The following is a 25346-nucleotide window of genomic DNA, read 5'->3' as shown; positions in this document are numbered from 1 at the left end:
AGGTGAGCACCACGAAGGTGAGCACCACGAAGGTGAGCACCACGAAGGTGAGCACGACCGCTCCTGAGGTCGCTCCCCCATTGCGAACGCCCTCCGCGCCATAAGGCTGCGGAGGGCGTTTCCCGTTCCGTGACGGTCAGGCGGGACGCGGGCGGATCACTGGGCGGCGGCTGCCCTTCGAGACCGGCGTGGGCGACGTCGCCACGATCTCCTCGACGTCCGCCGGCTCATCCGACACATCGAGTCGGAGCGCTTGGGTCAGGGCGAGGCCGTGCCTCGTCGTGAGGATCAGTCGCCGGTACTGCGCATCCCCGGAGAGATCGATGACCACGCTGGGACGACGTTTGCGGATGAGGACGAAGTCGACGCTGCCTGCGGCCTTCCACGTGCCCGCGGCGAGCACTCCGGGGATGTGCGTCCCCGGGTTCGGCACGCCACGCAACCAGGTCCACGCATCATCGATGAGCTGGACCTTGGTGATGGTGTCGCGCACGAGCCGCACGTTGTCCCGGTGGAAGCTCGCCGCACGCTCGATCGGCGAGAGCACGATCTCGAGTTGCGTCTGGTCCAGCAGCAACGTCACCATGCGTCCAGTCTGCCAGCGGCACCCTTCCAGATGTCTGTGTCTTGTTCACAGGAAGGCAACGATCCGTTGTCGGTTCCCACGATTCCACCCCTTTTCCATTCCGATGTTCCGCTCGACTTTCGAACAAATCTACTAGATTCGGAACATGACATTCGCCACCGACGCCGGCCTCGAGCAGCGTGCGGAGCTGCTCGACTCCTGGGTCGAGAAGCGGCGGCAGATCGCGGCTGGAGGACGAACAGCCGGTCGCATCGCTCAGGGCAGCATCGAGTATGCCTCCACGGATGCTGCTTTCCTCGAGCGGGGCCACCCGCGCGTCCTGGAGGCCTTCCGCGAGGGAGCCGTCACGGCGGCTGGGGGGGTCAGCTCCGCTCAGGCAGTCGCGGCGGCATCAGCTGCGGCGCGCGCAGCCACGGGCAGAGCTGCCTCGATGCGCTGCAGCTCTTCCTCACCGTGAGCGGCGGTGAGGAACCACGCCTCGAACACGCTCGGAGGGAGCGCCACGCCCTGCTCGCGCATCGCATGGAAGAACGGGGCGTACCGGAACGACTCCTGCGCCTGAGCCTCGGTGTAGTCGCGAGGTGCAGATCCGCGGAAGGAGGCGCTGAAGAGGTTGCCGGCATGGGCGACGGCGTGGGTCGCACCGGCCTCCGTGAGCGCCTCATCCAGGGCGCGGGAGACTCGCGCTGCGGCCGCGTCGACGGTCGCGTACACCTCCTGCGTGGCGAGGCGCAGCGTCGCGAGACCCGCAGCGACCGACAGCGGGTTACCCGACAGCGTGCCCGCCTGGTAGACGGGTCCCAGAGGAGCGAGAAGGTCCATGATCTCCGCACGGCCTCCGAGCGCAGCCAGCGGCATCCCTCCGCCGACGACCTTGCCGAAGGTGATGATGTCGGGCAGATAGTCCTCACCGGCGGCCGCCTGGAGCCCCCAGAAGCCCGCCGGGTGCACGCGGAAGCCCGTCAGCACCTCGTCGAGGATCAGCAGGGCGCCATGCGCGTGAGCGGTCTCGGCGAGCAGGCGGTTGAACCCCGGCAGCGGCGGAACGACACCCATGTTCGCCGCTGCGGCCTCGACGATCACCGCTGCGATGCGCGGGCCGTGCTCGGCGAACACAGCTGCGAGAGCGTCGGGATCGTTGTAGTCGATCACCAGCGTCTGAGCCGCGATGGGCGCAGGCACACCCGCGGAACCCGGAAGCGCGAGCGTCGCGACACCGGAGCCCGCCGCGGCGAGCAGACCGTCGGAGTGCCCGTGATAGTGCCCGGCGAACTTCACCAGCAGGTCGCGTCCGGTGGCGCCGCGGGCGAGCCGGATCGCCGTCATCGTCGCTTCGGTTCCGGTCGACACGAGCCGCACCCGCTCCACCGGCCGAACCTCCCCGAACCGCACGCGGTCGGCGATCAACTGAGCGAGCTCGACTTCGCCCTCCGTGGGAGCGCCGAACGAAAGGCCTCGGGTGGCCGCTTCCTGCACGGCGGCGACGACCTCCGGGTGCGCGTGGCCGAGCAACGCCGGCCCCCAGGATGCCACGAGGTCGACGTAGCGGTTGCCTGCGGCATCCGTGACCGTCGCGCCGCTCGCCGAGGCGAGGAAGCGCGGCGTGCCGCCGACCGAGCCGTACGCGCGCACCGGCGAGTTCACACCTCCGGGGATCACCGTGCGGGCAGCGGAGAACAGGTCGTCATTGCGGTCGGTCACAGCACACTCCTCAACGATGCGCGGACCTCTCCCGGCATCCCATCCAGGCTAATGCGCCGACCTGAGGGCGGGACTCAGATCGACGGGGCTCTCAGCGAAGGCGTGCGCGACTCAGCCGCGCAGCCAGCGGGCGGCCTCGGTCGCCCAGTAGGTCAGGACGACGTCAGCACCAGCACGGCGGATCGAGAGCAGCGACTCGAGGACCGATGCACGACGATCGATCCAGCCGTTCGCAGCGGCCGCCTCGATCATCGCGTACTCACCGGAGACCTGATATGCCCACACAGGAATGTGAACGGTGTCGCGCACCTCCCGCAGCACATCGAGGAACGCCATCGCCGGCTTCACCATGACGATGTCGGCGCCTTCCTCCTCGTCGACGACGGCCTCGCGCACACCCTCGCGACGATTGCCCGGGTCGAGCTGATAGGTACGACGGTCGCCCGTGAGCTGCGAGTCGACGGCTTCACGGAACGGGCCGTAGAACGCGCTCGCGTACTTGGCGGCATACGCGAGCAGCAGCACGTCGGTATAGCCGTCCGAGTCGAGCGCCTCGCGGATGACCGCGACCTGGCCGTCCATCATCCCCGACAGACCGAGCAGCTGCGAGCCGGCGCGCGCCTGCGAGAGCGCCATGGAGGCGTACCGCTCGAGGGTCGCATCGTTGTCGACCGACCCGTCAGCTGCGAGAACGCCGCAGTGACCGTGATCGGTGAACTCGTCGAGGCAGAGATCCGTCTGCACCACGAGTGCATCGCCCACCTCGGCGGCCAGCGCCTCGGTCGCGACATTGAGGATCCCCTGGGGGTCGTCGGCGCCCGAGCCCTGAGCGTCGCGCACGGCGGGCACGCCGAACAGCATCACACCGCCGACACCCGCCTCGGCAGCCTCGGTCGCGGCGGCCCGCAGAGAGTCGAGCGAATGCTGCGCGACCCCCGGCATCGATCCGATGGGCGCGGCCTCGGTGAGTCCCTCGCGGACGAACAGTGGAAGCACCAGCTGACGAGGCTCGATCGAGGTCTCGCGCACCAGTCCACGGACTGCAGCAGACTGGCGGAGGCGGCGCAGTCGTACGTCGGGAAAGCTCACGGTGCCAACTCGTCCGCCGCATGCGGGAGGGTGTAGCTCGACACCGCGTCGATCAGCGCGTCCACAGTCTGACGGTCGGCGACGACGGTGATCGGCAGACCTGCCCGATCGGCATCCTTCGCGGTGCGCGGACCGATGGCCGCCAGCAGCGTGTCGTCCGGGATCAGCGGGAACTGCTCGCGCACCTGTTCGGCGACCGAACCGCTCGTGATCAGGATCGCGTTGATCCGTCCGTTCTCGACATCACGCTTGATGCGCTCCGTGACCGGGACGCCGACCGTGCGATATGCCACAACGCTGTCGACATCGTGACCGGCCTCCTGCAGGAGGACGCTGAGCACGGGCTTTGCGATCTCGCTGCGCAGCGCCAGGATGCGACGAGGCTCGGTCTCGAGGGCGATGAGCTGCTCGGCCATGCCCGCTGCCGAATTGTCTTCGTCCGGCACCATCGCGACTTCGTAGCCGACCGCCTGCAGGGCGGCGGCGGTCGTCTCGCCGACGGCCGCGATCTTCGTGCGGCGCGGGACGATCGCGCGGTGCGCGAACATCACGTCGACGGTCGTCGCACTCGTCACCGTCAGCCAGTCGTACTCTCCATCCGCGAGCCGGGTGAGAGCGACGTCGAGGGCTGCCTGGTCGGTGGTGGCGGCGAAATTGATCAGCGGTGCCACGACGGGCACCGCGCCACGGGAGCGCAGACTGGCGGCGACACCGTCGCCCCACGGCCCTCCGCGGGGTACGAGGATGCGCCAGCCGTCCAGCGGTCGGTCCTGCTTCGAATTGGTCATGATGAGGAATGCTCTCGGGAGACGAGGTCGGCCGCCCCTTGCTCGAGCAGCCGATGGGCGACAGACAACCCGATCTCGCGTGCTGCGTGCATCGGGTCTGCACCACCGGCAGCATCCGCTCCATTGCCGCTGCCGTTCCGACGAATATACTCCCCGTTCACGGCTTCGGTGACGTCGAGGCCGATACGGCGCCCACCGTCGGTGGCGTAGACGACTGTCCTGATGCGGATCTCGTCGCCCTCGACGACCGCATGTGCGGCCATCGGCGCCTGGCATCCGGCATCCAGCCCCTCGAGAACGGCACGCTCGACGGTCACCGCCAGACGCGTGTCGAAGTCGTCGAGCTCGGCGAGCGCGGCGAGCAGCTCTGCGGGGGCATCCGTGCGCGTCTCCACGGCGAGCGATCCCTGCCCCGGCGCTGTCGGCCATTCGGAGAGGCCCAGCTCTTCGCGGCGCAGCGGGGAGTCCGTGCCGAGGCGCGACAGACCGGCCGCAGCCAGGATCACCGCATCCAACTCGCCGGACGCTACTCGCTGCAGACGAGAATCGACGTTGCCCCGGATGTCCACGACCTCCGCGTGCGGAGCCCTCCGGTGCACCTGCGCGATGCGCCGGGGGGATCCCGTGCCGACCTTGCTGCCGGAACGGAGCTGGTGCAGCGGTGTGCCGCCGCGAGTGATCGCGACGTCGCGCGCGTCCTCACGCACCGGGGTCGCTGCGATGACGAGACCGTCGGGGATCGCGGTGGGAAGGTCCTTGAGCGAATGCACGAGGAAGTCGCACTCGCCGGCGAGCAGTGCCTCTCGCAGACGCGTGGCGAAGATGCCCTGACCGCCGATCTCCGACAGAGACGCACGATTCGTGTCGCCCTCGCTGGTGATCGGCACGAGCTCGACGGGGCGCCCCGAGATCTTCTCGAGCGCGGCGGCGACGTGCCCCGACTGCGCCTGGGCGAGCGCGCTGCGGCGGGTGCCCAATCGGATCGGGGAGGGGGTCTGACTCTGAGTGTTCATCGTCGACCTACTGCAGCACGTCCGCGATCTCGTCGAACCGGAGGCGTCGACCCGTGTAGAACGGGACCTCCTCCTTCACGTACAGGCGCGCGTCGGTGTAGCGCAGGTCGCGCATGAGATCGACCAGCTCGGTGACCTCGTCGGCTTCGAGCGGCAGGATCCACTCGTAGTCGCCCAGGGCGAATGCCGCGACCGTGTTCGCGATGACCCCGGTGAACGCCGCTCCCTTGCGTCCGTGATCGGCGAGCATCTTCCGGCGCTCCTCTTCGGGCGCGAGATACCACTCCGGCGTGCGGACGAACGGGTACAGGCACAGCCAGTCCTTCGGCTCCACGCCGCGAAGGAATCCCGGGACGTGAGCCCGGTTGAACTCGGCATCGCGGTGCACGCCCATGACGTTCCAGACCGGCAGCAGGGTGCGCAGCAACTCGGTGCGGCGGAGGCGGCGAAGAGCCTTCTGCAGGTCCTCGGCAGTGTCGCCGTGCAGCCACACGAGCAGATCGGCGTCCGCCTTCAGGCCCGAGACGTCGTAGAAGCCGCGGACCGTGACGCCGGAGTCCTCGATGTACGAGACGATCGTCTCGAGCTCCGTGGAGTCGGACTCGGTGACAGCCACATCGGGGTTTCGTCGCCAGACTGCCCAGAGGGTGAAGCCGGACGGGTTCTCTTCGCGCGCATCGGACATGGATCCAGTCTGCCCCCTTTGTGAAGCACTCGCGAACGCGAGTCAGGATGCGAGGATTTCGGCCTGCGGTCAGCGTGAGAGCGCGCGGGCGATCGCCCAGACGGCACCGCCGACGATCACCGCGACGCCCACGGCTCCCGCGATCGCGGCAGCCGGGTTGCGGTCGGCGAAGACCCTCGCCTTCGCCGCGGCGCGCTTGGAGGCCGTGTCGATGCGCCGGGGGAAGTTGCCCTTGACCTCGATCGCCGCGAGAGCGGCCTTCAGCTCCGCCCGAGCCGACTGGACCGGGTCGACGATGCCCGCCGGAACCGCCGTCTTGGGCAGAGGCCTCGTGATCTCAGAGTTCGTCATTGCCGGCTTCCTTCACGAGTCTGATGTCTTCGCCCACCGCTTGCGCGGGGTTCTTACGAGCGAGCACCTTGCGGAACTTCAGGATGCCGAGCAGCGCGAACAGCAGCACGGCGAGGATCAGGATGCCGAGCACCGCCAGGGCGGACAGCCAGACCGGCCACCACGACGACAGCCCGGCGATCGCGAACACCAGGATCACCGGCACGGCCCAGAACAGGAAGAAGAGAGCGACGAGGAACCAGACGGAGCCGATTCCTGCGTCCTTCGCCGTCTTCGAGATCCAGGTCTTGGCCGCGTTGATCTCGGCTTTGACGAGGCTGCTGATGAGCTCGGGAAGATCGCCGATCAGGGACAGCAGGCTGTCCTCGGCGCGATCGCGGTATCCGCGGGGCATGTCAGCTGCCAGACTTCGCGGCGGTGGAGCCGGGCGTTGCCGGCTTCTTGGCCGCGGGCTTCTTCGCGTCGTCCTTCTTCGCGGCGTCCTTGACCTCTTCGACGGCGTCCTCGGTGGCGTCGACGATGTCGTCAGCGGCCTTGCGCCCCGCAGCCACGGCGGAGTCGAGTCGCTGCCCAGCGGTCTTGTCGCCACCGCCGGCCGACTTGACGACCTTCTGCACGCCGGTCCAGATCGCCCCGGGCACTGCCGCCGCCTTGTCGCCGACGTAGCCCTTGACCTTGTCGACCTGCTCCTGCACCGGGTCGAGGTTCCAGACCTTCAGCCACTGCGTCTTGATCTGCTCGTACCTCTCGCGGCCCGCGCGGGTTCCGAGCACGTATCCCACGCCGATTCCTACGACGAGTCCGATCTTCCCCTTCATGGGGTCTCCTCACGTTGTTCCGGTGTGAACGCCTGGGGCGAACCGACGACTCGGAGCCGCCTGCAGGTGTCCAGCGTAGCCCCGTATGCCGATTTCGGCATCTGTCACGCAGAGGGTTGACAGCGGAGCGACTTTCGGGTTCGTGCGACGGCGTCAGTCCCAGAGCAACGCCCGACGAAGCCGGTCCGCCTCTTCGCGCGCGTCGGGGATCACCTGGGCGAGACCCGTGCCGGCCAGCCACGCGCCGACGGCGGCGAGCCCGTGCACGCCCTGCACAGCCGACCTCGCGGCCTCTCGGCGCGCACCGGAGCCGATGATCGATGCAGGCTGCGACTGCACGTACCTCGCGCGGTGAGACGCCACGAGGTCGCCCGCCGCGAGCGGCACGCCGAGGAGAGCCGATGCTTCGCTCAGCGCCAGTCGAGCCGCGGCGTCGTCGTCGAGCGCGGTGGTGGCGGCGGGTTCGCCCTGGGCTCCGAACGAGACCCGCACGACGTGCCGGGGGCCGGCCGCGGCGCGCACCCAGTCCCACTTCGCACTGGAGTGGGTGAGCGCCTTCGCTGTGTGACTGCCGGGGACGGTCAGCACGCCGGTGCCCCGTGGAGCACCCGCCAGTGCCGACGGCTCCAGCAGCAGTGTGACGATCTCGATCTCCGGAGCATCCGCCGGCGCGGTCTCCGCCAGTGCGGGCACGCTCTTCTCGAGAAGTCGCCTCGCGGCGGCCTCGGAGGTCGCGACCACCACGCCATCTGCGGCGAACTCGATCTCCTCCGCGTGAGCGTCGCCGAGAACGGCGTCTGCCACGGGAGCGACGTCGGCGTGAGCCTTCACCATCCACGCCTCGGCGGTGCGCGTCAGCTGCGTCACCTGCGCGCCGGTGTGCACGACGCCACCGAGCTTCTCGATATCCGCGACCAGCGCCTCGATCAGCACCGTCATACCGCCGTCGAGCCCTTCCACGGCCGCGCCGGGCGCGAGCGCGGCACCCTCGCGACTCGCGGCTCCGCGCGCCTTCGCAGCTCTGTCCGCGCTCTCCTGCCGCATCGTCTGCACCGCCCCCGATAGCGATCCGACGCGGGTGAGTGCGGCGTTGAGTCCGGGGGCCGCGATGTCGACATCGACGTCGTCAGGCGAGGCTGAGTACACACCGGTCGTGACCGGAGCGACGAGACGATCGCGCACCCTGGCTCCCATGCGCGACGACACCAGTCTGCCGAGGCTCTGACTGTGGCCGATCGTCAGCGGCGGGCGAACGCGATCCAGGTACGCACGCCATGCGCCCGACCACCCGATGATGCGGCGGACGTCCTCCTGGAACGGATTGCCGGGGATTCCGAGAATCCCGCCGACGGGCAGCGGTGCCGCGCCGATGCCGGGGATGCCAGCGAGCCAGGCGCTCCCTGCCGCGGGCGCGACGATGCGGTCGGCGAGGCCGAGCTCCTCGATCAGAGCGCGCACACGGCCGCCCCTCGTCGCGTAGCTCTCCGCGCCGGCATCCAGCACCACGCCGTCGAGCTCAGCGCGACGGATGGCGCCGCCGACGGCATCCGTCGCCTCGAGCAGGGTGACGCGCATGCCGACCTTGACGCACTCCCGGGCAGCGATCAGGCCGCCGATGCCCCCGCCGATGACGACGATGTGCCTCTCCGCCGCCCTCGCGGCGAGGTCGGCCGGTTCGGCGCGGGGCGTCTCACTGTTCGCTGGCTTCGACGTCATGCGTCAATCCTTCCATCCGCCGGGGAAACGGCTTCCAGCATTCGGCCGGACAAACCCGTCACGCCTCGGTCTGCACCGCGGATTCCCGCCCGGCGCCGCGCTTGCGCACCTCACGGAGCACGATCTGCTCGGGGCACACGGTCGACAGGAAGTCGCCTACGGAGAGGGCCAGCCGCTCGCCGACGAGGGAGTACAGGATGCGATTGGCATCACGACGCTCGCTCACGAGACCCGCCTGACGGAGAACGCCGAGGTGCCGCGAGATCGTCGGCCCGCTCGACGAGAACCGCGAGGCTATCTCACCCGCTGCGAGCTCGCCCTCTTTCAGATCCTGCAGGATCTGGCGCCTCGTCGGGTGCGCCAGAGCCGCGAAGACGTCCGACGCACTATCTGTCATGGGTGCAATCTAGCACTGACGCTATATTGCATCCTCGTGAAGCTCGGCCGTGAAGCGCCCTGGGACTCAGATCGAATGGACCAGCTCGACGATACGGGTGAGCTGATCGGGGTCCGCCTCGGGCGGCACGCCGTGCCCGAGGTTGACGATGTGTCCCCTGGCGGCACGCCCGCGCTCGACGACGTCGCGCACATGCGCCTCGAGCACCGGCCACGGAGCGGACAGCAGTGCCGGATCGATGTTGCCCTGCACCGAGACGTCGGGGCCGAGGATCGCGGCGGCCTCGTCGAGCGGCATCCGCCAGTCGACACCGACGCCGTCGGCGATGCCGTCCAGGCGCATGTCGGCGAGGAAGGGCCCGGTGCCCACGCCGAAGTGGATGCTCGGCACGCCGATGGCATCGAGGGCGACACGCGAATGCGGTGCCACGTACGCGCGATAGTCGGCGGTGCTCAGCGACCCGGCCCAGGAGTCGAACAACTGCACGACGGATGCTCCGGCATCCCGCTGGATCTCGAGGAACCGGCGTGAGACCTGCGCGAGCCAGCCCGCGAGGCGGTTCCACGACTCCGGATCGGCGTGCATCATGGCCCGCGCCCGCAGGTGTTCCTTCGACGGGCCGCCTTCGACGAGGTACGCGGCGAGAGTGAAGGGAGCACCCGCGAATCCGATCAGGGGGGTGTCGCCGAGCTCGGCCGTGACGATGCCGACGGCCTCGGCGATCGCGGTGCCGTCGAGCGACAGCGGGTCGATCGCTGTGATGCGATCGACATCGGCGGCAGACCGCACGGGGTCGGCGAACACGGGGCCGCGTCCGGGCTCGATCTCGACGTCCACCCCGGCGAGACGCAGCGGGATGACGATGTCACTGAAGAACACGGCGGCGTCCACGCCGTGACGACGCACGGGCTGCAGCGTGATCTCGGCCGCGAGATCGGGAGTCAGGCAGGCGTCCAGCATGCGCGTGCCGACGCGTAGCTCGCGGTACTCGGGCAGCGACCTGCCGGCCTGGCGCATGAACCACACGGGAGCATGTTCGGGGCGGGGGCCGGTGAGGGCGCGCAGCAGCGGAGCGTCGGAGAGGACCATGCGACCATCCTCCCATCCGCCGCCGGGCCGACCTGCATGAAGCCTCAGGTAGAATCGTCATGTGCTGCTGGTTGTCACGGCGAGTCACAAGACCGCCTCCTTCGAATTGCTCGAACGCCTGAGCCGCACCCCCGATGACGTCGCCTCCACGGTCGTGGACATGGCGTCCTGCGTGCAGGGTGCGGTCGTTCTTGCTACCTGCAACCGCTTCGAGGCCTACGTCGAGATGGACGAGCCCGTCACGGCAGCGGGTGCGATCGGTGTCGAGGCGGTGCTCGAGGCTGTCGAAGCATCGACCGGCATCCGCGCGTCTGAACTCGACGGCGCCTACGAGGTGCACTCCGGTCGTCGAGTGGCGGAGCACCTCTTCTCCGTCGCATCGGGACTCGAATCCGTCGTCTCCGGCGAAGGCGAGATCGCCGGTCAGGTGCGTCGCGCCCTCAAGTCCGCGCGCAAGGAGGGCACCACCTCGCCCGAGCTCGAGCGGCTTTTCCAGCGCGCGAGCCAGGCGCAGCGCAAGGTCAAGAACGTCACAGCCCTCGGCCGGGCCGGCCGCTCGCTCGTGCGCCTCGCCCTCGAACTCGCTGACAGCCGCATCGCCGACTGGTCGACGGAGCGCGTGCTGCTCGTCGGCACCGGTGCCTACGCAGCGGTCACCCTCGCGACACTGCGCGAACGGGGAGCCGTCAACATCTCGGTGTACTCACCCTCGGGCCGCGCCGAGAAGTTCGCCGCGAAGCACGGCATCCGCCCGGTCGCCGCAGAGGACTACGCGCGCGTCGCCTCGCGCTCGAGCCTGCTGATCACCTGCACGACGGCGACCGCTCCTGTGCTGACACCTGAGCACCTGCAGGCGCCGACCGGCATCGCACCCGAGGGATGCCCCGTCGCGTCGCACAGCCAGATGGTCGTCGACCTGGGCATGCCGCGCAACGTCGACCCCGCCGTCGCAGCGCTCGAAGGCGTCGCGCTGCTCGACCTCGAGACCATCAGCCTGCACGCACCGCTCGAAGAGCTGCAGGCGACGGATGCCGCACGCACCGTGGTGCGCGAAGCAGCTGACACGTTCCACGTCGTCGGCAGCCGACAGAGCGTCACGCCGTCGGTCGTCGCCCTGCGGTCGCATATGTTCGCGCTGCTCGAGGCCGAGATCGGCCGCGCTCGCGCACGCGGCGATGACGACGGCAGGGTCGAGCAGGCGCTTCGCCACCTGACCGGCGTGCTGCTGCACGTGCCGACCACCCGCGCCCACGAACTGGCCGCCGCCGGCCGCGCGGACGATTTCGCAACTGCGCTCTCGACGCTGTACGGCATCGAGCCGGTCGAGTCCGCGCTGTCGTCCGATACCGACGGCGCCGCTACCGCCTGAGCAGCGCTCCTTCTGCACGGGAGCCCTCTGCGGTGGTCTTTCCACAGCACTCGGGAGAAGCACGGCGGTCGCCCCGGCGGCCACTTCGATGCTTCATATCGTCGAACCCCTGACAGCGTCGATCACGCGGCGCAGACTGGGGGGATGCTCGTGGATCCGAACCTGATCGGCATCATCGTCGCCCTCTTCGGCGTCACCGCCACCGTGCTCGGCGGCGTCTCTCGGATGCTTGCAAAGCAGGCCAAAGGGCTCGAAGTACGGTTCGACAGGATCGACGATCGATTCGACAGGGTCGATGAACGGTTCGCGAGGGTCGAAGGCGACATCGCGGAGCTCCGCACCGAACTCAAGACCGACATCGCCGAACTCCGCACCGAACTCAAGGGCGACATCGCCGAACTCCGGTCGGAACTCAAGCAGGACATCTACGACGTCAAGACAGAGCTCAAGGCCGATATCGCCGATGTCCGAGTCTCGGTCGCGCGTCTCGAGGGCCCCCTTCCCAAGCTCCAGCGCATCTGACTCCGGCATCGGAGCGAGTCGGTGCCAGACTGGATGCATGGCCCTTCACATCACCGGAGACACCGCCGCAGACGCGCTGCTCACCGACAATCCGCTGGCCCTGCTGGTCGGGATGCTGCTCGATCAGCAGGTTCCGATGGAGACGGCCTTCGCCGGTCCTCTGAAGATCGAGCAGCGCACAGGCGCGTCCGACGCCACCACGATCGCGGCCATGGACCCGGACGAGTTCCTCGAGGCGTTCAAGACGACGCCCGCCGTGCACCGGTTCCCGGGTTCGATGGCGGCACGCGTGCAGACCCTGTGCCAGGAGATCGTCGATCAGTGGGACGGAGACGCCTCGGCGATCTGGACCGACGGTGATCCGTCGGGCGCCGAAGTCCTGAAGCGACTCAAGGCCCTTCCCGGCTTCGGCGAACAGAAGGCGAAGATCTTCCTGGCTCTGCTCGGCAAGCAGTACGGCTTCACCGGCGCGGGATGGCGGGAGGCCGCCGGCGACTACGGCACCGAGGGTTCGTACCGCAGCGTCGCCGACATCGTCTCGCCAGAATCGCTCACCAGAGTACGAGAGCACAAGAAGGCCATGAAAGCTGCGGCGAAGGCGAACGCATGAAGCCCACGGGCGATGACGTCGCAGGTCTCATCGCCCGCTCCACTCCGGCGGTCCGCCGCCGGGATGCCGAGACGCTGACCGCGATCATGCAGGAGATCACGGGCCGCGACCCTCAGACCTGGGGCACGATCATCGGATTCGGAAGCTGCCACTACCGGTACCCGACCGGCACCGAGGGCGACAGCGGCCTGCTCGGCTTCGCCCCGCGCAAAGCGGCGACCACCATCTATCTGTTCGACGGCGTCGATGCGCACTCGGGCGCGCTCGAGAACCTCGGCCCGCACAGCACCGGCGTCGGATGCCTCTACATCAAGGACCTGGAACAGATCGACCTCGACGTGCTCCGCGGCATCCTCGAGCGCTCGCTCGCCTGGGTAGAGGCGGGCGGCACCGATCAGGTGCAGCTGACCGTCACCGGCTGACGCGAGAGGACCGCCGTCCTCTCGGACAGCGGGCCTCTCGTTCTGGTGGTCCGCGCGTCAGGCGCCCTTGAGACGCTCGGCCAGGTACTCGTGCAGATCGTCGATCGAGACGCGCTCCTGCGCCATCGTGTCGCGGTCGCGCACGGTGACCGCACGGTCGTCGAGCGAGTCGAAGTCGATCGTGACGCAGAACGGTGTGCCGATCTCGTCCTGACGGCGGTAGCGACGGCCGATCGCGCCCGCGTCGTCGAAGTCGACGGCCCACGAGCTGCGCAGCGTGTCAGCGACCTCGCGCGCCAGCGGCGACAGGCGCTCGTTGCGGCTCAGCGGCAATACGGCGGCTTTGACAGGGGCGAGACGCGGGTCGAGCTTGAGCACGGTGCGCACATCGGTGCCGCCCTTGGCGTTCGGCACCTCTTCTTCGCGATACGCATCCACGAGGAACGCCATCATGGCGCGAGTGAGGCCGAACGAGGGCTCGATCACGTAGGGCGTGTAACGGTCGCCGGTGGCCTGGTCGAAGTAGGTCAGGCTCTGGCCCGAGGCTTCGCTGTGGCTCGACAGGTCGTAATCGGTGCGGTTCGCGACGCCCATGAGCTCACCCCACTCCTTGCCCGTGAACCCGAAGCGGTACTCGACGTCGATGGTGCCGGCCGAATAGTGCGCGCGGTCATCTTCGGGAACGTCGAACTGGCGCATGTTCTCGGGGTCGATGCCCAGATCGATGAACCAGTTCCAGCACGCCTCGACCCAGTGGTCGAACCACTCCTGAGCCTCTGCGGGCGGCGTGAAGAACTCGATCTCCATCTGCTCGAACTCACGGGTGCGGAAGATGAAGTTTCCGGGCGTGATCTCGTTGCGGAACGCCTTGCCGACCTGGCCGATGCCGAACGGCGGCTTCTTGCGGCTGGCGGTGAGCACGTTCGAGAAGTTCACGAAGATGCCCTGAGCCGTCTCGGGGCGCAGGAAGTGCAGCCCGGACTCGTCGTCGACGACTCCCAGGTAGGTCTTGACGAGACCCGAGAACGACTTGGGCTCGGTGTACTGTCCCTTCGTGCCGCAGTTCGGGCACGGCACATCGGCGAGGCCGTTCTCCGCCTTGCGGCCCTTGCGCGCCTCGAAGTCCTCGATCAGGTTGTCGGCACGGAAGCGCTTGTGGCAGCTGAGGCACTCGACCAGCGGATCGGTGAAGGTCGCGACGTGACCGGACGCCTCCCACACGCGCTTGGGCAGGATGATGCTCGAGTCGAGGCCGACCATATCGCCGCGGCCGCGCACGAACGTCTGCCACCACTGGCGGCGGATGTTCTCCTTGAGCTCGGTGCCGAGGGGCCCGTAATCCCACGCGGACCGCGAACCGCCGTAGATCTCACCCGCCTGGAAGACGAACCCGCGGTGGCGGGCAAGGGCGATGACCTTGTCTAGACGGGACTGTTCGGCCACGGTGGCTCCAATGGTCGGCGGTGGGAAAGCCCGTGATCACGGGCACCTCAATCTTATCCGCGACCGCTTCGCGTCAGGACCCCGGCGAGGCCAGGTGTGCGGCGCTCAGGCCGTGAAGAGGTAGCCCTTCTCGACATCGAACCCCGAGAGAGCGAGGCCGCTGCCCAGCAGCCCCTCCATCTGCGCGCGCAGCCGCGTACGCCACTCGTGCGCCGCCTCCGGATCCTCGATGCGCATGGTCTCGATGTCCGAAGGGATCTCCAGCGTCTCGACGATCGCGTCGGATGCCGGTGGCTTCGCGATGTCGGCGAGAGCCCACTCGACGTCGAGTCGGTCGCTCTCGTCCCCGGCATCCCCGCCGCCGAAGATGCCGTAGCGGTTGACGGAGTATCCGGTGACACGTGCGCCGAGAACGGTGAGGAAGAAGTGCGCGTTGCGGGCGACGAGCGGATCGAACGTCCAGGTGATGCGGCCGACATCGCGCGAGAACGCCCACTGGCGCTGGTGCTCCTTGAGCTCGCGCCCCCACCCGCGTCCGCGGTAGTCGGGCAGCAGTGCCGTGATGTGCGAGTGCATCGCCCGGCGTCCGGGTGCGCCGAAGAACGCGATCGACGCGCCCACCATCCGCTCTTCGCCGCTCTCGGCGTCGAAGAGGCCGACGACGTAGTTGCCGGATTGCTGCAGGGCGCGCAGCGTGCCGGCGTCGATCACGCGCTCGGGGCCCCGGATGGAGTCGAGCAGGCCCTGCGCGTCGATAATGAGTTCAACGGTGTCCAGATCACGGATGGTTCGCACGCCCCCAGTCTGCCCCTCCGGTCGCCGTTTTCGGAATCGAGCGACGCGAACGGTCTGGGAACCATGCCGCGAGCGGGCGTACCGTGGAGGGATGTCAACCAGCGATACGACCGCCGAGAAGTCCGACACCAGGTTCTTCGGGCAGCCCTGGGCGCTCGTCCACATCTTCGGTGTCGAGATGTGGGAGCGCTTCAGCTTCTACGGCATGCAGGGAATCCTGCTGATCTACCTGTACTTCTCGGTCACCGAGGGTGGCCTCGGACTCTCGCAGGCCGTCGCCGGCGGCATCGTCGGCGCCTATGGAGGGTCGGTCTACCTCTCGACCATCCTCGGCGCGTGGATCGCCGACCGGATGCTGGGGTCGGAGCGAGTGCTGTTCATCAGTGCGATCGTGATCGTCGGCGGGCACGTCGCCCTGGCCCTGCTTCCCGGGTTCATCGGAGTCGGCGTCGGGCTCGTGCTCGTCGCCCTCGGATCCGGTGGCCTCAAGGCGAACGCCACGTCGGTCGTCGGAACCCTCTACAGCGCCGACGACACCCGCCGGGATGCCGGATTCTCGCTGTTCTACCTCGGCATCAACCTCGGGGCCTTCCTGGGCCCGATCCTCACCGGCATCCTGCAGTCGTCGCTCGGATTCCACTATGGCTTCGGCCTCGCCGCGATCGGGATGACGCTGGGGCTGGTGCAGTACTCCTTCGGCCGCAAGGCGCTGCCGGACGAGGCGCGCCGCGTGCCGAACCCGCTCCCCCGGTCGCGCTATCCGCTGGTCGCGATCGTCGCGGTCGCAGCCGTCGCGCTCATCGCGGTGCTGGTGCTCATCGGCGTGATCCAGGCCGACAACCTGGCGGACATCGTCATCATCGGAACCATCATCGCGACGGTCGCGTACTTCGCCGTCATCCTCAGCAGTCGGCGGATCGACGGCACCGAGCGCTCCCGCGTGTGGGGATTCCTGCCGCTCTTCATCACGAGCGTCGCGTTCTGGTCGCTGTACCAGCAGCAGTTCACCGTGCTCACGGTCTATTCCGACGAGCGCCTCGACCGCAACATCTTCGGATTCGAGATGCCCGTCTCGTGGGTCCAGTCGATCAACCCCGTGTTCATCATCATCCTCTCCGGCGTCTTCGCGGCGATCTGGACGCGCCTCGGCCCGCGTCAGCCCTCCACCCCGGTGAAGTTCGCACTGGGAGCGATCATCATGGGTGCGGCGTTCCTGCTCTTCCTGCCGTTCGCAGGCGGCGGCGCCAACTCCACGCCCCTGCTCGCGATCGTCGGCATCCTCTTCGTGTTCACCGTGGCCGAGCTGCTCATCTCTCCCGTGGGGCTGTCGGTCACGACGAAGCTCGCGCCGAAGGTGTTCCACACCCAGATGGTGGCGCTGTTCTTCCTGTCGATCGCACTCGGCACCGCGATCTCGGGCTGGCTCGTGCAGTTCTACGACCCGAAGAACGAGGTGCCGTACTTCTCGATCCTCGGCGCGATAGCGATCGTGGTCGGCCTCGGCCTGCTGTTCGCCGTCAAGCCGGTGCTGCGACTGATGAAGGGCGTGAGCTGACGATCGCATCGTCCTCGCGCCTCCGGTGTCGCAGACGCCGATAGCCTGAAGCGATGGGAGAGAACGAAGATCGCGCGCGCAGAAGACTCTCCCGAACACCACCCAAGTGGGCCATCGTCGCCGTCCTGGCCTTCGCGGGCCTCTGCTCGTCGTTCATGTTCACGCTCGTCGTGCCCCTGCAGGCCGAGCTGCCGCGCCTGCTGAACGCGTCTCGCGAGGACACCACCTGGGTCGTCACGATCACGCTGCTCGTCGCCGCCGTCGCCACTCCGATCTCGGGCCGGCTCGGCGACATGTACGGCAAGCGCCGAGTGGTGATCGTGCTGCTCGGGCTGCTCATTCTCGGCTCCCTGATCGCCGCACTGTCGGGCTCGATCATCGGAGTCATCATCGGTCGAGCGCTCCAAGGCGCGGTGACGGGTGTGGTGCCGCTCGGCATCGCGATCATGCGCGACGTGCTGCCTCCCGAACGCCTGGGCACGGCCGTCGCCCTGATGAGCGCGACCATGGGCGTCGGAGGCGCGATCGGGATGCCGGTCGCCGCGCTGCTGGCCGTGAACGCGGACTGGCACTGGCTGTTCTGGCTCGCCGCGGCTCTCGGCGTCGTGGGTCTCGCACTGGTGCTGCTCGTGATCCCCGAGGATGTGCTGCGGTTCCCCGGACGCCTCGATGTGCTCGGCGCCATCGGACTCGCGATCGGACTCACCGGCATCCTGCTGTTCGTGTCTCGCGGTGCCGAGTGGGGCTGGACGGCACCGCTGACCCTCACCTGCATCATCGGCGGCGTGGGCGTGCTGCTCGTCTGGGGCTGGTATCAGCTGCGGACGAACGATCCGCTCCTCGATCTGCGGGTCGCCGCGCGCCCCGCCGTGCTCTTCACCAACATCGCCGCGATCGGGATGGGCTTCGCGCTGTTCGCGTCGAACGTGACGTTCCCGCAGCTGCTCGAGGGCCCCGCGGCCTCGGGTGCGGGCTTCGGGCTCGACATGGTCTCGGCGTCGCTGATCATCATGCCCGCCGGCCTCGTGATGATGGTGATCTCACCCTTGTCGGGATGGCTCGAGCGCACCGTCGGACCTCGTCCGCTGTTCACCGTCGGCGCGGGAGCCATCGTGCTCGCCTACGTCTTCGTGCTCCTGTGGTCGAGCGAGGTGTGGCACATCCTGGTGGGCAACCTGCTGATCGGCGTCGGCATCGGCTTCACATTCGCCGCCATGCCGATGATCATCATGCGGTCGGTGCCCGCGAACGAGACCGGCGCCTCGAACGGACTCAACGCCCTCTTCCGCTCGGTCGGCACGTCGAGCGCGTCTGCCGTGATGGGCGGCGTGCTGGCCGCGATGAGCATCGACGTCGGCGGGGTATCCGTGCCGACGAGGGCGGCGTTCGACGTGTGCTTCTGGCTCGCGATCGCCGCCGGAATCGTCGCTCTCGTCCTGTCGCTGTTCATCCCCCGCCAGCGCTCGTCCGAGCAGCACCCCTCGCTGCCGGGCTGACCGCGCACGCACACCGCGCTCGCCGGCGCCCGCAGTCCACGAACGGTCGGGTCAGAACGCCCGCGGATCGGGATCCGTCGGCGATGGCGTCCGCAGCCGATCAGGGGCGGGCCAGGAGAGCACGTACTGCTGCGTGGCGGGACGAGTGATGTCGCCGAAGTCGTCGACCTTCACCACGATGCGCCCCGATCTCCCCTCGCCATCGGGCGTGACCTCGACGATGCGCACGCGCAGGGGGCGCTCGGCCTCGCCCTCGAGCATCCACGGGTCGGCGAGCCACGCGATCCCGTGGTCCTCCAGGGCCGCCTCGGCGTCGAGCCACTCCGTCGGCCCGGACACCGCGCGCCCGAGCACATCGATCGCGACCCAGGCCTCGACTTCCGGATGGATCCAACCGAGCAGTTCTCCGTCATCACGACGATGCGGGGTCCAGTCTGTACGGGGCATTGCTCGATGCTAACCGCGGCCGACGTCGCGTCGGGCGTGGAATGCGATCAGTGGGTGTACTCCATGAGCTCGACCCCGAGGACGCGGAAGGCGTCGTGCGCGCGGAGTCGGTGCGCGATCGACAGATCGTCGAAGCAGACGATCAGGGAGTAGGCCACACCCGCGCGCGGCCCGGCGAGCACTCCCGCTTCGGCACGCACGCCGCGGTCGCGGCCGGTCTTGTTGATGAACAGCAGGCCGTGCGCGTCGTGGTCGTGTGCGAACGGGTCGAGGCCGGTCGCGGATGCCACCAGGCTCAGATCCTGATTGAGGCTCAGCCACTCGGACACCTGAGCGCTCACCGACGCCCCCACCACCTGGGAATTCACGAGCGCCGAGAAGAGACCCGCGAACTCGCGTGCAGAGCCCACGGCGACGTGCGGAGCATCATCGGGGCCTCGCTCGTCACGGAATCGGTCGAGAACGGCGGTGCGGCGCAGTCCGAGAGCCTCGATGCGCTCGCGCACCCGGTCGTGGCCGACCCGCTGCAGCAGAGCGTTGACCGCGATGGGGTCGCCGGCCGTGGCCGCGAGCACGGCGAGGTCTTCGAGTGGGAGGGCGGGCGCGTGCAGGTGGCGCCAGAGCCCCGGCGTCGACACCGGATCGACGGCGGTGCGCTCGACGATCTCGAGCGGATCGAGTGTGCCCGCCTCGAACGCGGCCGCCACCTCGATCAGCAGGGGCACGACACCGAGTCCGGCGACCGGCATGGTCACATGGTCGTCGCCCGCGAGGACGTGCGTGTGGTTGTCGAGATCGACGACATGCACCGATACCTGGGCCCCGGCATCCGCCAGCTGTTCGAGCGCCCGCAAGGTCGAGGTGAACGACCTGCGCCCTGCGGCAGCACGGCGCGGCAAGCGTCGGCTGGTCCGCTGAGAGCGGCGCAGCGAGGCCAGTGGCGGGCCGTCGGCAGGCTCGGAAGCACCCACGCGTGATCCTTAACAGGGGGGTTGGATTGGCGGGATGCTGCGGTGTCCATCCGCCGCAGCACGGATATCGTAACCCCGCCAGGTGAGGATGCCCTACATACTCCGGTATACGGTCATCAGAACGTCATCCGGCAGACAGCAGGGCACCCCGACCCGGCGCGATCGCCGAGGCCGGAGCGCTCACCAGATGGTCACGCGCGAGTCCTGCGGCAGCCACAGCGCATCGGTCTCGGTCACGTCGAACGCCTCGTAGAACGCATCGATGTTGCGGACGATCTGGTTGCACCGGAACTCGTTCGGAGAGTGCGGATCGATCGTGAGCAGGCGCAGCGTCTCGGCGTCGCGGCTCTTCTGCTGCCAGACCTGCGCCCACGACAGCAGGAGGCGCTGCACGCCGGTGTAGCCGTCGATGACCGGCGCCTCGGCGCCGTCGAGTGCGATCTCATACGCCTTGAGCGCGATGCCGAGACCGCCCAGGTCGCCGATGTTCTCACCGATCGTCAGCGCGCCGTTGACGTGGTGCTCGGCGGCGAGTCCCTCAGGCACGAGTTCGTCGTACTGCGCGATGAGGGCCTTGGTGCGCTGCTCGAACGCGGAGCGATCGGCATCCGTCCACCAGTCCTCGAGCTTGCCGTCACCGTCGTAACGGCTGCCCTGGTCGTCGAATCCGTGACCGATCTCGTGACCGATGACCGCGCCGATGCCGCCGTAGTTGGCGGCCGCGTCGCGCGACGCGTCGAAGAACGGGTACTGCAGGATCGCCGCCGGGAACACGATCTCGTTCATCGAGGGGTTGTAGTAGGCGTTGACCATCTGCGGCGGCATGTGCCATTCGTCACGGTCGATCGGCTTGCCGACCTTCGCGACGTTGCGGTCGTGCTCGAAGATCGCCGCACGGCGCACGTTGCCGAACAGGTCGGCGCGGTCGATCTCGAGGCTCGAGTAGTCGCGCCACACGGCAGGGTGCCCGATCTTCGGCGTGAAGGAGTCGAGCTTGGCGAGTGCGCGTTCGCGGGTCTCGGCCGTCATCCATTCGAGGTCGGTGATGCTCTGCCGGTAGGCCTCGATGAGGTTGCCGACGAGCTCATCCATCGCGGCCTTCGCCGTCGGCGGGTAGTGCCGCTCGACGTAGACCTTGCCGATCGCCTCGCTCAGCGCGCTCTCGGTCACCGAGACACCGCGCTTCCAGCGCTCGCGGATCGAGGGGACGCCGGTGAGCTCGGTGCCGTAGAACGAGAAGTTCTCCTGCACGAAGTCGTCGGTCAGATACGGAGCCGCGGCATGCACGACCTGGGCGCGCAGCCAGGCCTTCCACTCGTCGAGACGCTCGGCGGTCAGCAGCGACCCGAGGCCTTCGAGGAAGCTCGGCTGCGAGACCACGACCTCGGCGAACGCCTCGGGGTGGCCGGGAGCGACGGCATCGCGCCACGGCTCGAGGTCGACACCGGCGAGCTCCTGGATCTCGGCCCAGGTCTTCAGGTTGTACGTGGCGACGGCATCGCGGCTGCGCACGTTGTCCCAGTGGTGCCCGGCGAGCTCGGTCTCGAGGGCGATCGAGCGGTCGGCGGTGCCCGCGGCATCCGCGACTCCGGCGAGCGCGAGCAGTCGCTCGAGGTGCGCGCGGTACGCCGCCCGGGTCTCGGCGAAGGTGTCGAGCCGGAAGTAGCTCTCGTCCGGCAGCGACAGGCCCGACTGCACGACCACCGGGAGGTAGCGCTCCGGGTTGCCCGGGTCGCCGTCGACGTAGAACCCGATCAGGTGCGCCCGGCCGTCGCGATCGTAGGCGCCGACCGTGCGCAGGAACGCGGGGATGCCGTCGATCGCGTCGATCTCGGCGAGCGTCTCGGCGAGGGGCGTCGCCCCGGCCGCGGCGATGCGCTCGGTGTCCATGAAGCTGGCGAACAGGTCGCCGATCTTGCGGGCGAGAGTGCCGGGCTCGGCATCCTGCGACTCCTCGATGATCGCCCTGACGTCCTTCTCCGCCTGCTCGGCCAGCAGATGGAAGGACCCCCACCGCGCCTTGTCGCCGGGGATCTCGGTGCGGGAGAGCCAGGCGCCGTTGACATGGCGGTAGAGGTCGTCCTGCGGGCGGATGTCGGAGCTGAACTCGGAGGTCTCAAGGCCAGAGGGGAGCACGTCGGTCATGCCGACCAGCCTATGCGTCGCTCCGACATTCGGGGGGATGGGTCACGCCCTGCGCCGGAGGCCGAACCGTCGTCGCCGGGGCCGCTCCGGCGTCTCCGCAGCACGCGCCGCGAAGCGCGCCGCGCGTCGCTCGGCCCACGCCGCCACCTCGGCGTCGATGTCGCGTGGACTCGTCACGACAGGCGGACCGCCCTGCAGCTGGCGTCGGGCCTCGAGCACCCGACCGTTGAAGTCCTCGAGCACCGACCGCACGTCGGCCTCGCGACCGAGCAGGTCGAGCTGGTCGTCGAGCTCGCGATCCTCGGTGCGCAACAGGATCGCCGGCGGACCGAGACCCGTCAGGTTCTCCTGCTCGATCTTGCGTCGGATCCACCAGTCGGGGTCGTGGTGCGTTCCGAGTCCCTCGAGGGGCTTGCCCGCACCGGGGAGATCGTCGAAATCGCCCCGGCGGATCGCGACCTGGATCGCCGTCTCGATGAAGGCGGCTCGATCCGTCGCTGCGGCGATGCCCGGCTCTGCACCGGACTCGCTGTCGTCCTCGCCGTCCCCCCGGCTTCGCTGCCGCGCACGGTACCGCGCCGCGGCCTCCCGTGGATCCGTCATGATGCACCTCCGTCGCATCCTGGTCCTTCCAGGGTACGACCGCACCGGATCCGGAGGGCGGAGCGGGCGTGCTGCACCGCCTGCTGTCCGCGCCAGCCCATAGGCTCGGAGGATGACCGAGCGCACTCTCAACCGCGAGATCCTGCGCCTCGCCGTCCCCGCGCTCGGCGCCCTGATCGCAGAACCGGCGTTCCTCATCGTCGACGCGGCGCTGGTCGGACATCTCGGCACGACGCCGCTCGCGGGCCTGGGCATCGCGGGTGCGGTGCTGCAGACGATCGTCGGACTCATGGTCTTCCTCGCCTACTCGACGACCCCGGCGGTGGCCCGACTGTTCGGCGCCGGCAGACCGGGCGAGGCCGTCTCGGTCGGGATCAACGGCATGTGGCTCGCCCTCGCGATCGGGGCCGTGCTCGCCGCCGCAGGCGCGGCATCCTCCCCCTGGCTGGTCTCGCTGTTCGGCGCGAGCGACGCCGTGGCCGCCGATGCCAACGCCTATCTCGTCGTCTCGATGTGGGGGCTCCCGGCCATGCTCATCGTGTTCGCCGCGACCGGGCTGCTGCGCGGGATGCAGGACACCATGACTCCCCTGTGGATCGCCGGCCTCGGGTTCGGGGCCAACGCGCTGCTCAACGTGGTGTTCATCTACGGGCTGGGCTGGGGCATCGCCGGCTCGGCGGCCGGCACGGTCGTCGCCCAGTGGGGCATGGTCGGCGCATACGTCCTCGTGATCCGGCGGCTCGCGGCGAGGCATGACGCATCGTTGAAAGCCCGACGAGACGGCATGGGCAGCACAGCGCGCTCGGGCGGCTGGCTGTTCTTGCGCACCGTGAGCCTGCGCGTCGCTCTGCTCGCGACGGTCGCCGTCGCCACCGGCATCGGCACCGAGGAGCTCGCCGGATGGCAGATCGTCTTCACGATCTTCTCGGCGGCGGCATTCGCGCTCGACGCGCTGGCGATCGCCGCACAGGCGCTGATCGGCAAAGAGCTCGGTGCCGGCGACGAGCGACAGGTGCATCGGGTGCTGAAACGCACCGTGGCCTGGGGCGCGTGGTTCGGCGTCGTGGTCGGGGCTGTCATCGCTGCACTCTCCGGAGTCCTCGGGGTCGTGTTCACCGGCGACGCCGAGATCGCGGCGCTCGTGCAGCCGGCGCTGCTGATCCTCGCGCTCGCGCAGCCGATCGCCGGGGTGGTGTTCGTGCTCGACGGAGTGCTGATGGGGGCGAACGACGCGCGCTACCTCGCGATCGCCGGCGGGATCAATCTCGTGCCGTTCCTGCCGGCACTCTGGATCATCGCCGCGAGCGGAGTCGATGCGTCAGCGTGCCTCATCTGGCTCGCCATCGCCTTCTTCGGCATCTACCTGCTCGCTCGGCTGGGCACTCTCGGCTGGCGCGTGCGCTCGGGTCGCTGGGTCACCGCCGGCGTCTAGCACTGCACGATCGCCGCGACTCCGGACGTCTACACGTATCCCGGAATCTCGGGAACTGAGGATGCCGCGAGGGATCAGGCGTTCTCGAGCTCGGCGATCACGATCTTCTTCATGTGCATGAGCGCCTGAATCTGCTCTGGCCTCTGCTGGAGCAGATCCAGACCGGCCGGCACGACCTGCCAGCTCACTCCGAACCTGTCCTTGCACCAGCCGCAGGCCTCCGACTCCGGCACGGCCGAGAGGGCTTGCCAGTAGTGGTCGATCTCGGCCTGATCCTCGCACCCGATCACGAAGGAGATCGACTCGTTGAACGCGAACTCGGGGCCTCCGTCGAGGCAGCCGAACGGCGAGCCGTTCAGGGTGAAGTCGCCGTTGAGGACCTTGCCGCTCATGCCCTCGAAATGTCGATCGAGCGATTCGTCGGGGTACAGGACCACCTGGTCGATCGACGAGTTCGGGAACACCGAGACGTAGTACTCCATCGCCTCCTGCGCCCGCCCGTCGAACCAGAGAAACGGGCGGAGGGAACTGATCGCTGCCATGTCGACCTCCTCAGATCGGCACTCACGCTACGCCCGAGCAGGCATCGTGTCGAGAGGGTCCGACGCCGCCGTCAGCCCGCATGCCTCCGGCACCACTCGTACATGATCACCGCGGCGGCCGCGCTCGCGTTGATCGACCGGGTCGAGCCGTACTGCGTGATCTCGATGTGGGTGGATGCCGCGGCGAGCGCGGCATCCGAGAGACCCGGTCCCTCCTGACCGAACAGCAGCACGCAGCTCTGCGGCAGATCCGCGCGGTCGACGGGCACTGCGCCCTCGACGTTGTCGACGGCGACGATCGGCAGGCCTTCGGCGGTCGCCCAGGCGGTGAAGGCCTCGACGTCCTCATGGTGCACGACGTGCTGATAGCGGTCGGTGACCATGGCGCCCCGCTTGTTCCACCGGCGCCGGCCGATGATGTGCACGGTGTCGGCGAGGAACGCGTTGGCGCTGCGCACGATCGAGCCGATGTTCATGTCGTGCTGCCAGTTCTCGATGGCCACGTGGAACGGATGCCGCTTGGTGTCGAGGTCGGCGACGATCGCGTCCATCCGCCAGTAGCGGTAGCGATCGATCACGTTGCGCGTGTCTCCGACGGCCAGCAGCTCGGGGTCGTACTGCTCCCCCGCAGGCCACTCGACCTCGCCGCCGGGCCAGGGTCCGACCCCGTATCCGGGCTGGGCCGACGATCCGCCTGTCTCCGCTGCATCCGCGGGCGCCTGCTCATCCATCCAGCCAGGCTATCCGGCGCATCCGCAACA

Annotated in this window: 27 protein-coding genes; 7 read left to right on the top strand and 20 right to left on the bottom strand. The window is 68.7% G+C overall.

Annotation, left to right across the window (positions count from 1 at the left end):
* Positions 1-136 precede the first annotated feature (136 nt).
* The 12 genes from QRN21_RS16920 to hemE form a co-directional block, all read right to left on the bottom strand.
* A complete protein-coding gene (locus QRN21_RS16920) occupies positions 137-586 on the bottom strand; it encodes a hypothetical protein (protein WP_053097989.1) in 450 nt (149 codons plus the stop codon).
* Positions 587-958: 372 nt separating this feature from the next.
* A complete protein-coding gene (gene hemL, locus QRN21_RS16915; protein ID WP_285365389.1) occupies positions 959-2287 on the bottom strand; it encodes a glutamate-1-semialdehyde 2,1-aminomutase in 1329 nt (442 codons plus the stop codon).
* A gap of 111 nt (positions 2288-2398) precedes the next feature.
* Positions 2399-3376 carry a porphobilinogen synthase gene (hemB, locus tag QRN21_RS16910; protein WP_053097991.1) on the bottom strand — a complete coding sequence of 326 codons (978 nt, stop codon included), beginning with the start codon at positions 3374-3376 and terminating at the stop codon, positions 2399-2401.
* A complete protein-coding gene (locus QRN21_RS16905) occupies positions 3373-4164 on the bottom strand; it encodes a uroporphyrinogen-III synthase (RefSeq protein ID WP_053097992.1) in 792 nt (263 codons plus the stop codon). The genes hemB and QRN21_RS16905 overlap by 4 nt, the downstream gene beginning before the upstream one ends.
* Positions 4161-5177 (bottom strand): hydroxymethylbilane synthase, encoded by a 1017-nt coding sequence (gene hemC / locus QRN21_RS16900; RefSeq protein ID WP_053097993.1) that lies wholly within the window; start codon positions 5175-5177, stop codon positions 4161-4163. The genes QRN21_RS16905 and hemC overlap by 4 nt, the downstream gene beginning before the upstream one ends.
* Positions 5178-5184: 7 nt before the next feature.
* Positions 5185-5862 (bottom strand): hydrogen peroxide-dependent heme synthase, encoded by a 678-nt coding sequence (hemQ, locus tag QRN21_RS16895; protein WP_053097994.1) that lies wholly within the window; start codon positions 5860-5862, stop codon positions 5185-5187.
* A 69-nt stretch (positions 5863-5931) separates the two neighbouring features.
* Complete coding sequence (locus QRN21_RS16890; RefSeq protein ID WP_072592006.1) at positions 5932-6213, bottom strand: hypothetical protein; 282 nt, start codon at positions 6211-6213, stop codon at positions 5932-5934.
* Positions 6200-6607 (bottom strand): phage holin family protein, encoded by a 408-nt coding sequence (locus QRN21_RS16885; RefSeq protein ID WP_053097996.1) that lies wholly within the window; start codon positions 6605-6607, stop codon positions 6200-6202. The genes QRN21_RS16890 and QRN21_RS16885 overlap by 14 nt, the downstream gene beginning before the upstream one ends.
* Position 6608: 1 nt before the next feature.
* The gene (locus tag QRN21_RS16880; RefSeq protein WP_072592007.1) at positions 6609-7031 is read right to left on the bottom strand and encodes a hypothetical protein; all 423 of its coding nucleotides are present in this window, start codon (positions 7029-7031) and stop codon (positions 6609-6611) included.
* A gap of 153 nt (positions 7032-7184) precedes the next feature.
* Complete coding sequence (locus QRN21_RS16875) at positions 7185-8747, bottom strand: protoporphyrinogen/coproporphyrinogen oxidase (protein ID WP_285365387.1); 1563 nt, start codon at positions 8745-8747, stop codon at positions 7185-7187.
* Between the two features lie 58 nt (positions 8748-8805).
* Positions 8806-9144, bottom strand: coding sequence for a metalloregulator ArsR/SmtB family transcription factor (locus QRN21_RS16870; protein ID WP_285365386.1), 339 nt, complete (start codon positions 9142-9144; stop codon positions 8806-8808).
* Positions 9145-9210: 66 nt separating this feature from the next.
* A complete protein-coding gene (hemE, locus tag QRN21_RS16865; protein WP_053098000.1) occupies positions 9211-10233 on the bottom strand; it encodes a uroporphyrinogen decarboxylase in 1023 nt (340 codons plus the stop codon).
* 61 nt (positions 10234-10294) lie between these two features.
* Between hemE and QRN21_RS16860 the strand changes: the two genes are divergently transcribed.
* The 4 genes from QRN21_RS16860 (at position 10295) to QRN21_RS16845 (ending at position 13156) form a co-directional block, all read left to right on the top strand.
* The gene (locus tag QRN21_RS16860) at positions 10295-11602 is read left to right on the top strand and encodes a glutamyl-tRNA reductase (RefSeq protein WP_230101054.1); all 1308 of its coding nucleotides are present in this window, start codon (positions 10295-10297) and stop codon (positions 11600-11602) included.
* A 144-nt stretch (positions 11603-11746) separates the two neighbouring features.
* On the top strand, positions 11747-12124 hold the full coding sequence (locus QRN21_RS16855) for a hypothetical protein (RefSeq protein WP_285365384.1): 378 nt from the start codon (positions 11747-11749) through the stop codon (positions 12122-12124).
* 37 nt (positions 12125-12161) lie between these two features.
* Complete coding sequence (locus QRN21_RS16850; RefSeq protein WP_053098003.1) at positions 12162-12734, top strand: HhH-GPD-type base excision DNA repair protein; 573 nt, start codon at positions 12162-12164, stop codon at positions 12732-12734.
* The gene (locus tag QRN21_RS16845; protein ID WP_053098004.1) at positions 12731-13156 is read left to right on the top strand and encodes a DUF1801 domain-containing protein; all 426 of its coding nucleotides are present in this window, start codon (positions 12731-12733) and stop codon (positions 13154-13156) included. The genes QRN21_RS16850 and QRN21_RS16845 overlap by 4 nt, the downstream gene beginning before the upstream one ends.
* A 57-nt stretch (positions 13157-13213) precedes the next feature.
* On the opposite strand, the gene QRN21_RS16840 is transcribed toward QRN21_RS16845, so the two are convergent.
* Positions 13214-14599, bottom strand: a complete 1386-nt coding sequence (locus QRN21_RS16840) for a glycine--tRNA ligase (RefSeq protein ID WP_053098005.1) — start codon at positions 14597-14599, stop codon at positions 13214-13216.
* Between the two features lie 105 nt (positions 14600-14704).
* Positions 14705-15394: a GNAT family N-acetyltransferase gene (locus QRN21_RS16835; protein WP_053098006.1), complete on the bottom strand. Its 690-nt coding sequence runs from the start codon at positions 15392-15394 to the stop codon at positions 14705-14707.
* 91 nt (positions 15395-15485) lie between these two features.
* Between QRN21_RS16835 and QRN21_RS16830 the strand changes: the two genes are divergently transcribed.
* On the top strand, positions 15486-16949 hold the full coding sequence (locus QRN21_RS16830; RefSeq protein WP_187250630.1) for a peptide MFS transporter: 1464 nt from the start codon (positions 15486-15488) through the stop codon (positions 16947-16949).
* A 53-nt stretch (positions 16950-17002) separates the two neighbouring features.
* Positions 17003-18445, top strand: a complete 1443-nt coding sequence (locus tag QRN21_RS16825; RefSeq protein WP_187250629.1) for an MFS transporter — start codon at positions 17003-17005, stop codon at positions 18443-18445.
* A 51-nt stretch (positions 18446-18496) separates the two neighbouring features.
* On the opposite strand, the gene QRN21_RS16820 is transcribed toward QRN21_RS16825, so the two are convergent.
* From QRN21_RS16820 to QRN21_RS16805, 4 genes are all read right to left on the bottom strand, one after another.
* Positions 18497-18892: a hypothetical protein gene (locus QRN21_RS16820; protein ID WP_285365381.1), complete on the bottom strand. Its 396-nt coding sequence runs from the start codon at positions 18890-18892 to the stop codon at positions 18497-18499.
* 47 nt (positions 18893-18939) lie between these two features.
* Positions 18940-19863: a serine hydrolase gene (locus QRN21_RS16815; RefSeq protein ID WP_285365380.1), complete on the bottom strand. Its 924-nt coding sequence runs from the start codon at positions 19861-19863 to the stop codon at positions 18940-18942.
* A 180-nt stretch (positions 19864-20043) separates the two neighbouring features.
* Entirely contained in the window at positions 20044-22008 is a 1965-nt protein-coding gene (locus tag QRN21_RS16810) for a M13 family metallopeptidase (protein ID WP_056280422.1), read from the bottom strand.
* 42 nt (positions 22009-22050) lie between these two features.
* Positions 22051-22611 carry a DnaJ family domain-containing protein gene (locus QRN21_RS16805; protein ID WP_072592016.1) on the bottom strand — a complete coding sequence of 187 codons (561 nt, stop codon included), beginning with the start codon at positions 22609-22611 and terminating at the stop codon, positions 22051-22053.
* Between the two features lie 112 nt (positions 22612-22723).
* Here QRN21_RS16805 and QRN21_RS16800 point away from each other — a divergent pair, with 112 nt between their 5' ends.
* Entirely contained in the window at positions 22724-24043 is a 1320-nt protein-coding gene (locus QRN21_RS16800; protein ID WP_285365378.1) for an MATE family efflux transporter, read from the top strand.
* Positions 24044-24117: 74 nt separating this feature from the next.
* On the opposite strand, the gene QRN21_RS16795 is transcribed toward QRN21_RS16800, so the two are convergent.
* Entirely contained in the window at positions 24118-24585 is a 468-nt protein-coding gene (locus QRN21_RS16795; RefSeq protein WP_285365376.1) for a VOC family protein, read from the bottom strand.
* Positions 24586-24656: 71 nt separating this feature from the next.
* Entirely contained in the window at positions 24657-25316 is a 660-nt protein-coding gene (locus QRN21_RS16790) for a TrmH family RNA methyltransferase (protein ID WP_285365374.1), read from the bottom strand.
* Positions 25317-25346: the final 30 nt, after the last annotated feature.

This window comes from Microbacterium sp. LMC-P-041, from assembly GCF_030209555.1.
In the GTDB taxonomy this organism is placed as follows: Bacteria; Actinomycetota; Actinomycetes; order Actinomycetales; family Microbacteriaceae; genus Microbacterium.
The sequence above is the reverse complement of the archived record's forward strand: the minus strand, read 5'-3'. Positions and strand labels throughout refer to the sequence as shown.

Coding starts and splice junctions, on each gene's coding strand:
- QRN21_RS16920 (WP_053097989.1), bottom strand. CDS start 586: ATGGTGACGTTGCTGCTGGACCAGACGCAACTCGAGATCGTGCTCTCG.
- QRN21_RS16905 (WP_053097992.1), bottom strand. CDS start 4,164: ATGACCAATTCGAAGCAGGACCGACCGCTGGACGGCTGGCGCATCCTC.
- hemC (WP_053097993.1), bottom strand. CDS start 5,177: ATGAACACTCAGAGTCAGACCCCCTCCCCGATCCGATTGGGCACCCGC.
- hemQ (WP_053097994.1), bottom strand. CDS start 5,862: ATGTCCGATGCGCGCGAAGAGAACCCGTCCGGCTTCACCCTCTGGGCA.
- QRN21_RS16890 (WP_072592006.1), bottom strand. CDS start 6,213: ATGACGAACTCTGAGATCACGAGGCCTCTGCCCAAGACGGCGGTTCCG.
- QRN21_RS16885 (WP_053097996.1), bottom strand. CDS start 6,607: ATGCCCCGCGGATACCGCGATCGCGCCGAGGACAGCCTGCTGTCCCTG.
- QRN21_RS16880 (WP_072592007.1), bottom strand. CDS start 7,031: ATGAAGGGGAAGATCGGACTCGTCGTAGGAATCGGCGTGGGATACGTG.
- QRN21_RS16875 (WP_285365387.1), bottom strand. CDS start 8,747: ATGACGTCGAAGCCAGCGAACAGTGAGACGCCCCGCGCCGAACCGGCC.
- QRN21_RS16870 (WP_285365386.1), bottom strand. CDS start 9,144: ATGACAGATAGTGCGTCGGACGTCTTCGCGGCTCTGGCGCACCCGACG.
- hemE (WP_053098000.1), bottom strand. CDS start 10,233: ATGGTCCTCTCCGACGCTCCGCTGCTGCGCGCCCTCACCGGCCCCCGC.
- QRN21_RS16855 (WP_285365384.1), top strand. CDS start 11,747: ATGCTCGTGGATCCGAACCTGATCGGCATCATCGTCGCCCTCTTCGGC.
- QRN21_RS16850 (WP_053098003.1), top strand. CDS start 12,162: ATGGCCCTTCACATCACCGGAGACACCGCCGCAGACGCGCTGCTCACC.
- QRN21_RS16845 (WP_053098004.1), top strand. CDS start 12,731: ATGAAGCCCACGGGCGATGACGTCGCAGGTCTCATCGCCCGCTCCACT.
- QRN21_RS16830 (WP_187250630.1), top strand. CDS start 15,486: ATGTCAACCAGCGATACGACCGCCGAGAAGTCCGACACCAGGTTCTTC.
- QRN21_RS16825 (WP_187250629.1), top strand. CDS start 17,003: ATGGGAGAGAACGAAGATCGCGCGCGCAGAAGACTCTCCCGAACACCA.
- QRN21_RS16820 (WP_285365381.1), bottom strand. CDS start 18,892: ATGCCCCGTACAGACTGGACCCCGCATCGTCGTGATGACGGAGAACTG.
- QRN21_RS16810 (WP_056280422.1), bottom strand. CDS start 22,008: ATGACCGACGTGCTCCCCTCTGGCCTTGAGACCTCCGAGTTCAGCTCC.
- QRN21_RS16805 (WP_072592016.1), bottom strand. CDS start 22,611: ATGACGGATCCACGGGAGGCCGCGGCGCGGTACCGTGCGCGGCAGCGA.
- QRN21_RS16800 (WP_285365378.1), top strand. CDS start 22,724: ATGACCGAGCGCACTCTCAACCGCGAGATCCTGCGCCTCGCCGTCCCC.
- QRN21_RS16795 (WP_285365376.1), bottom strand. CDS start 24,585: ATGGCAGCGATCAGTTCCCTCCGCCCGTTTCTCTGGTTCGACGGGCGG.
- QRN21_RS16790 (WP_285365374.1), bottom strand. CDS start 25,316: ATGGATGAGCAGGCGCCCGCGGATGCAGCGGAGACAGGCGGATCGTCG.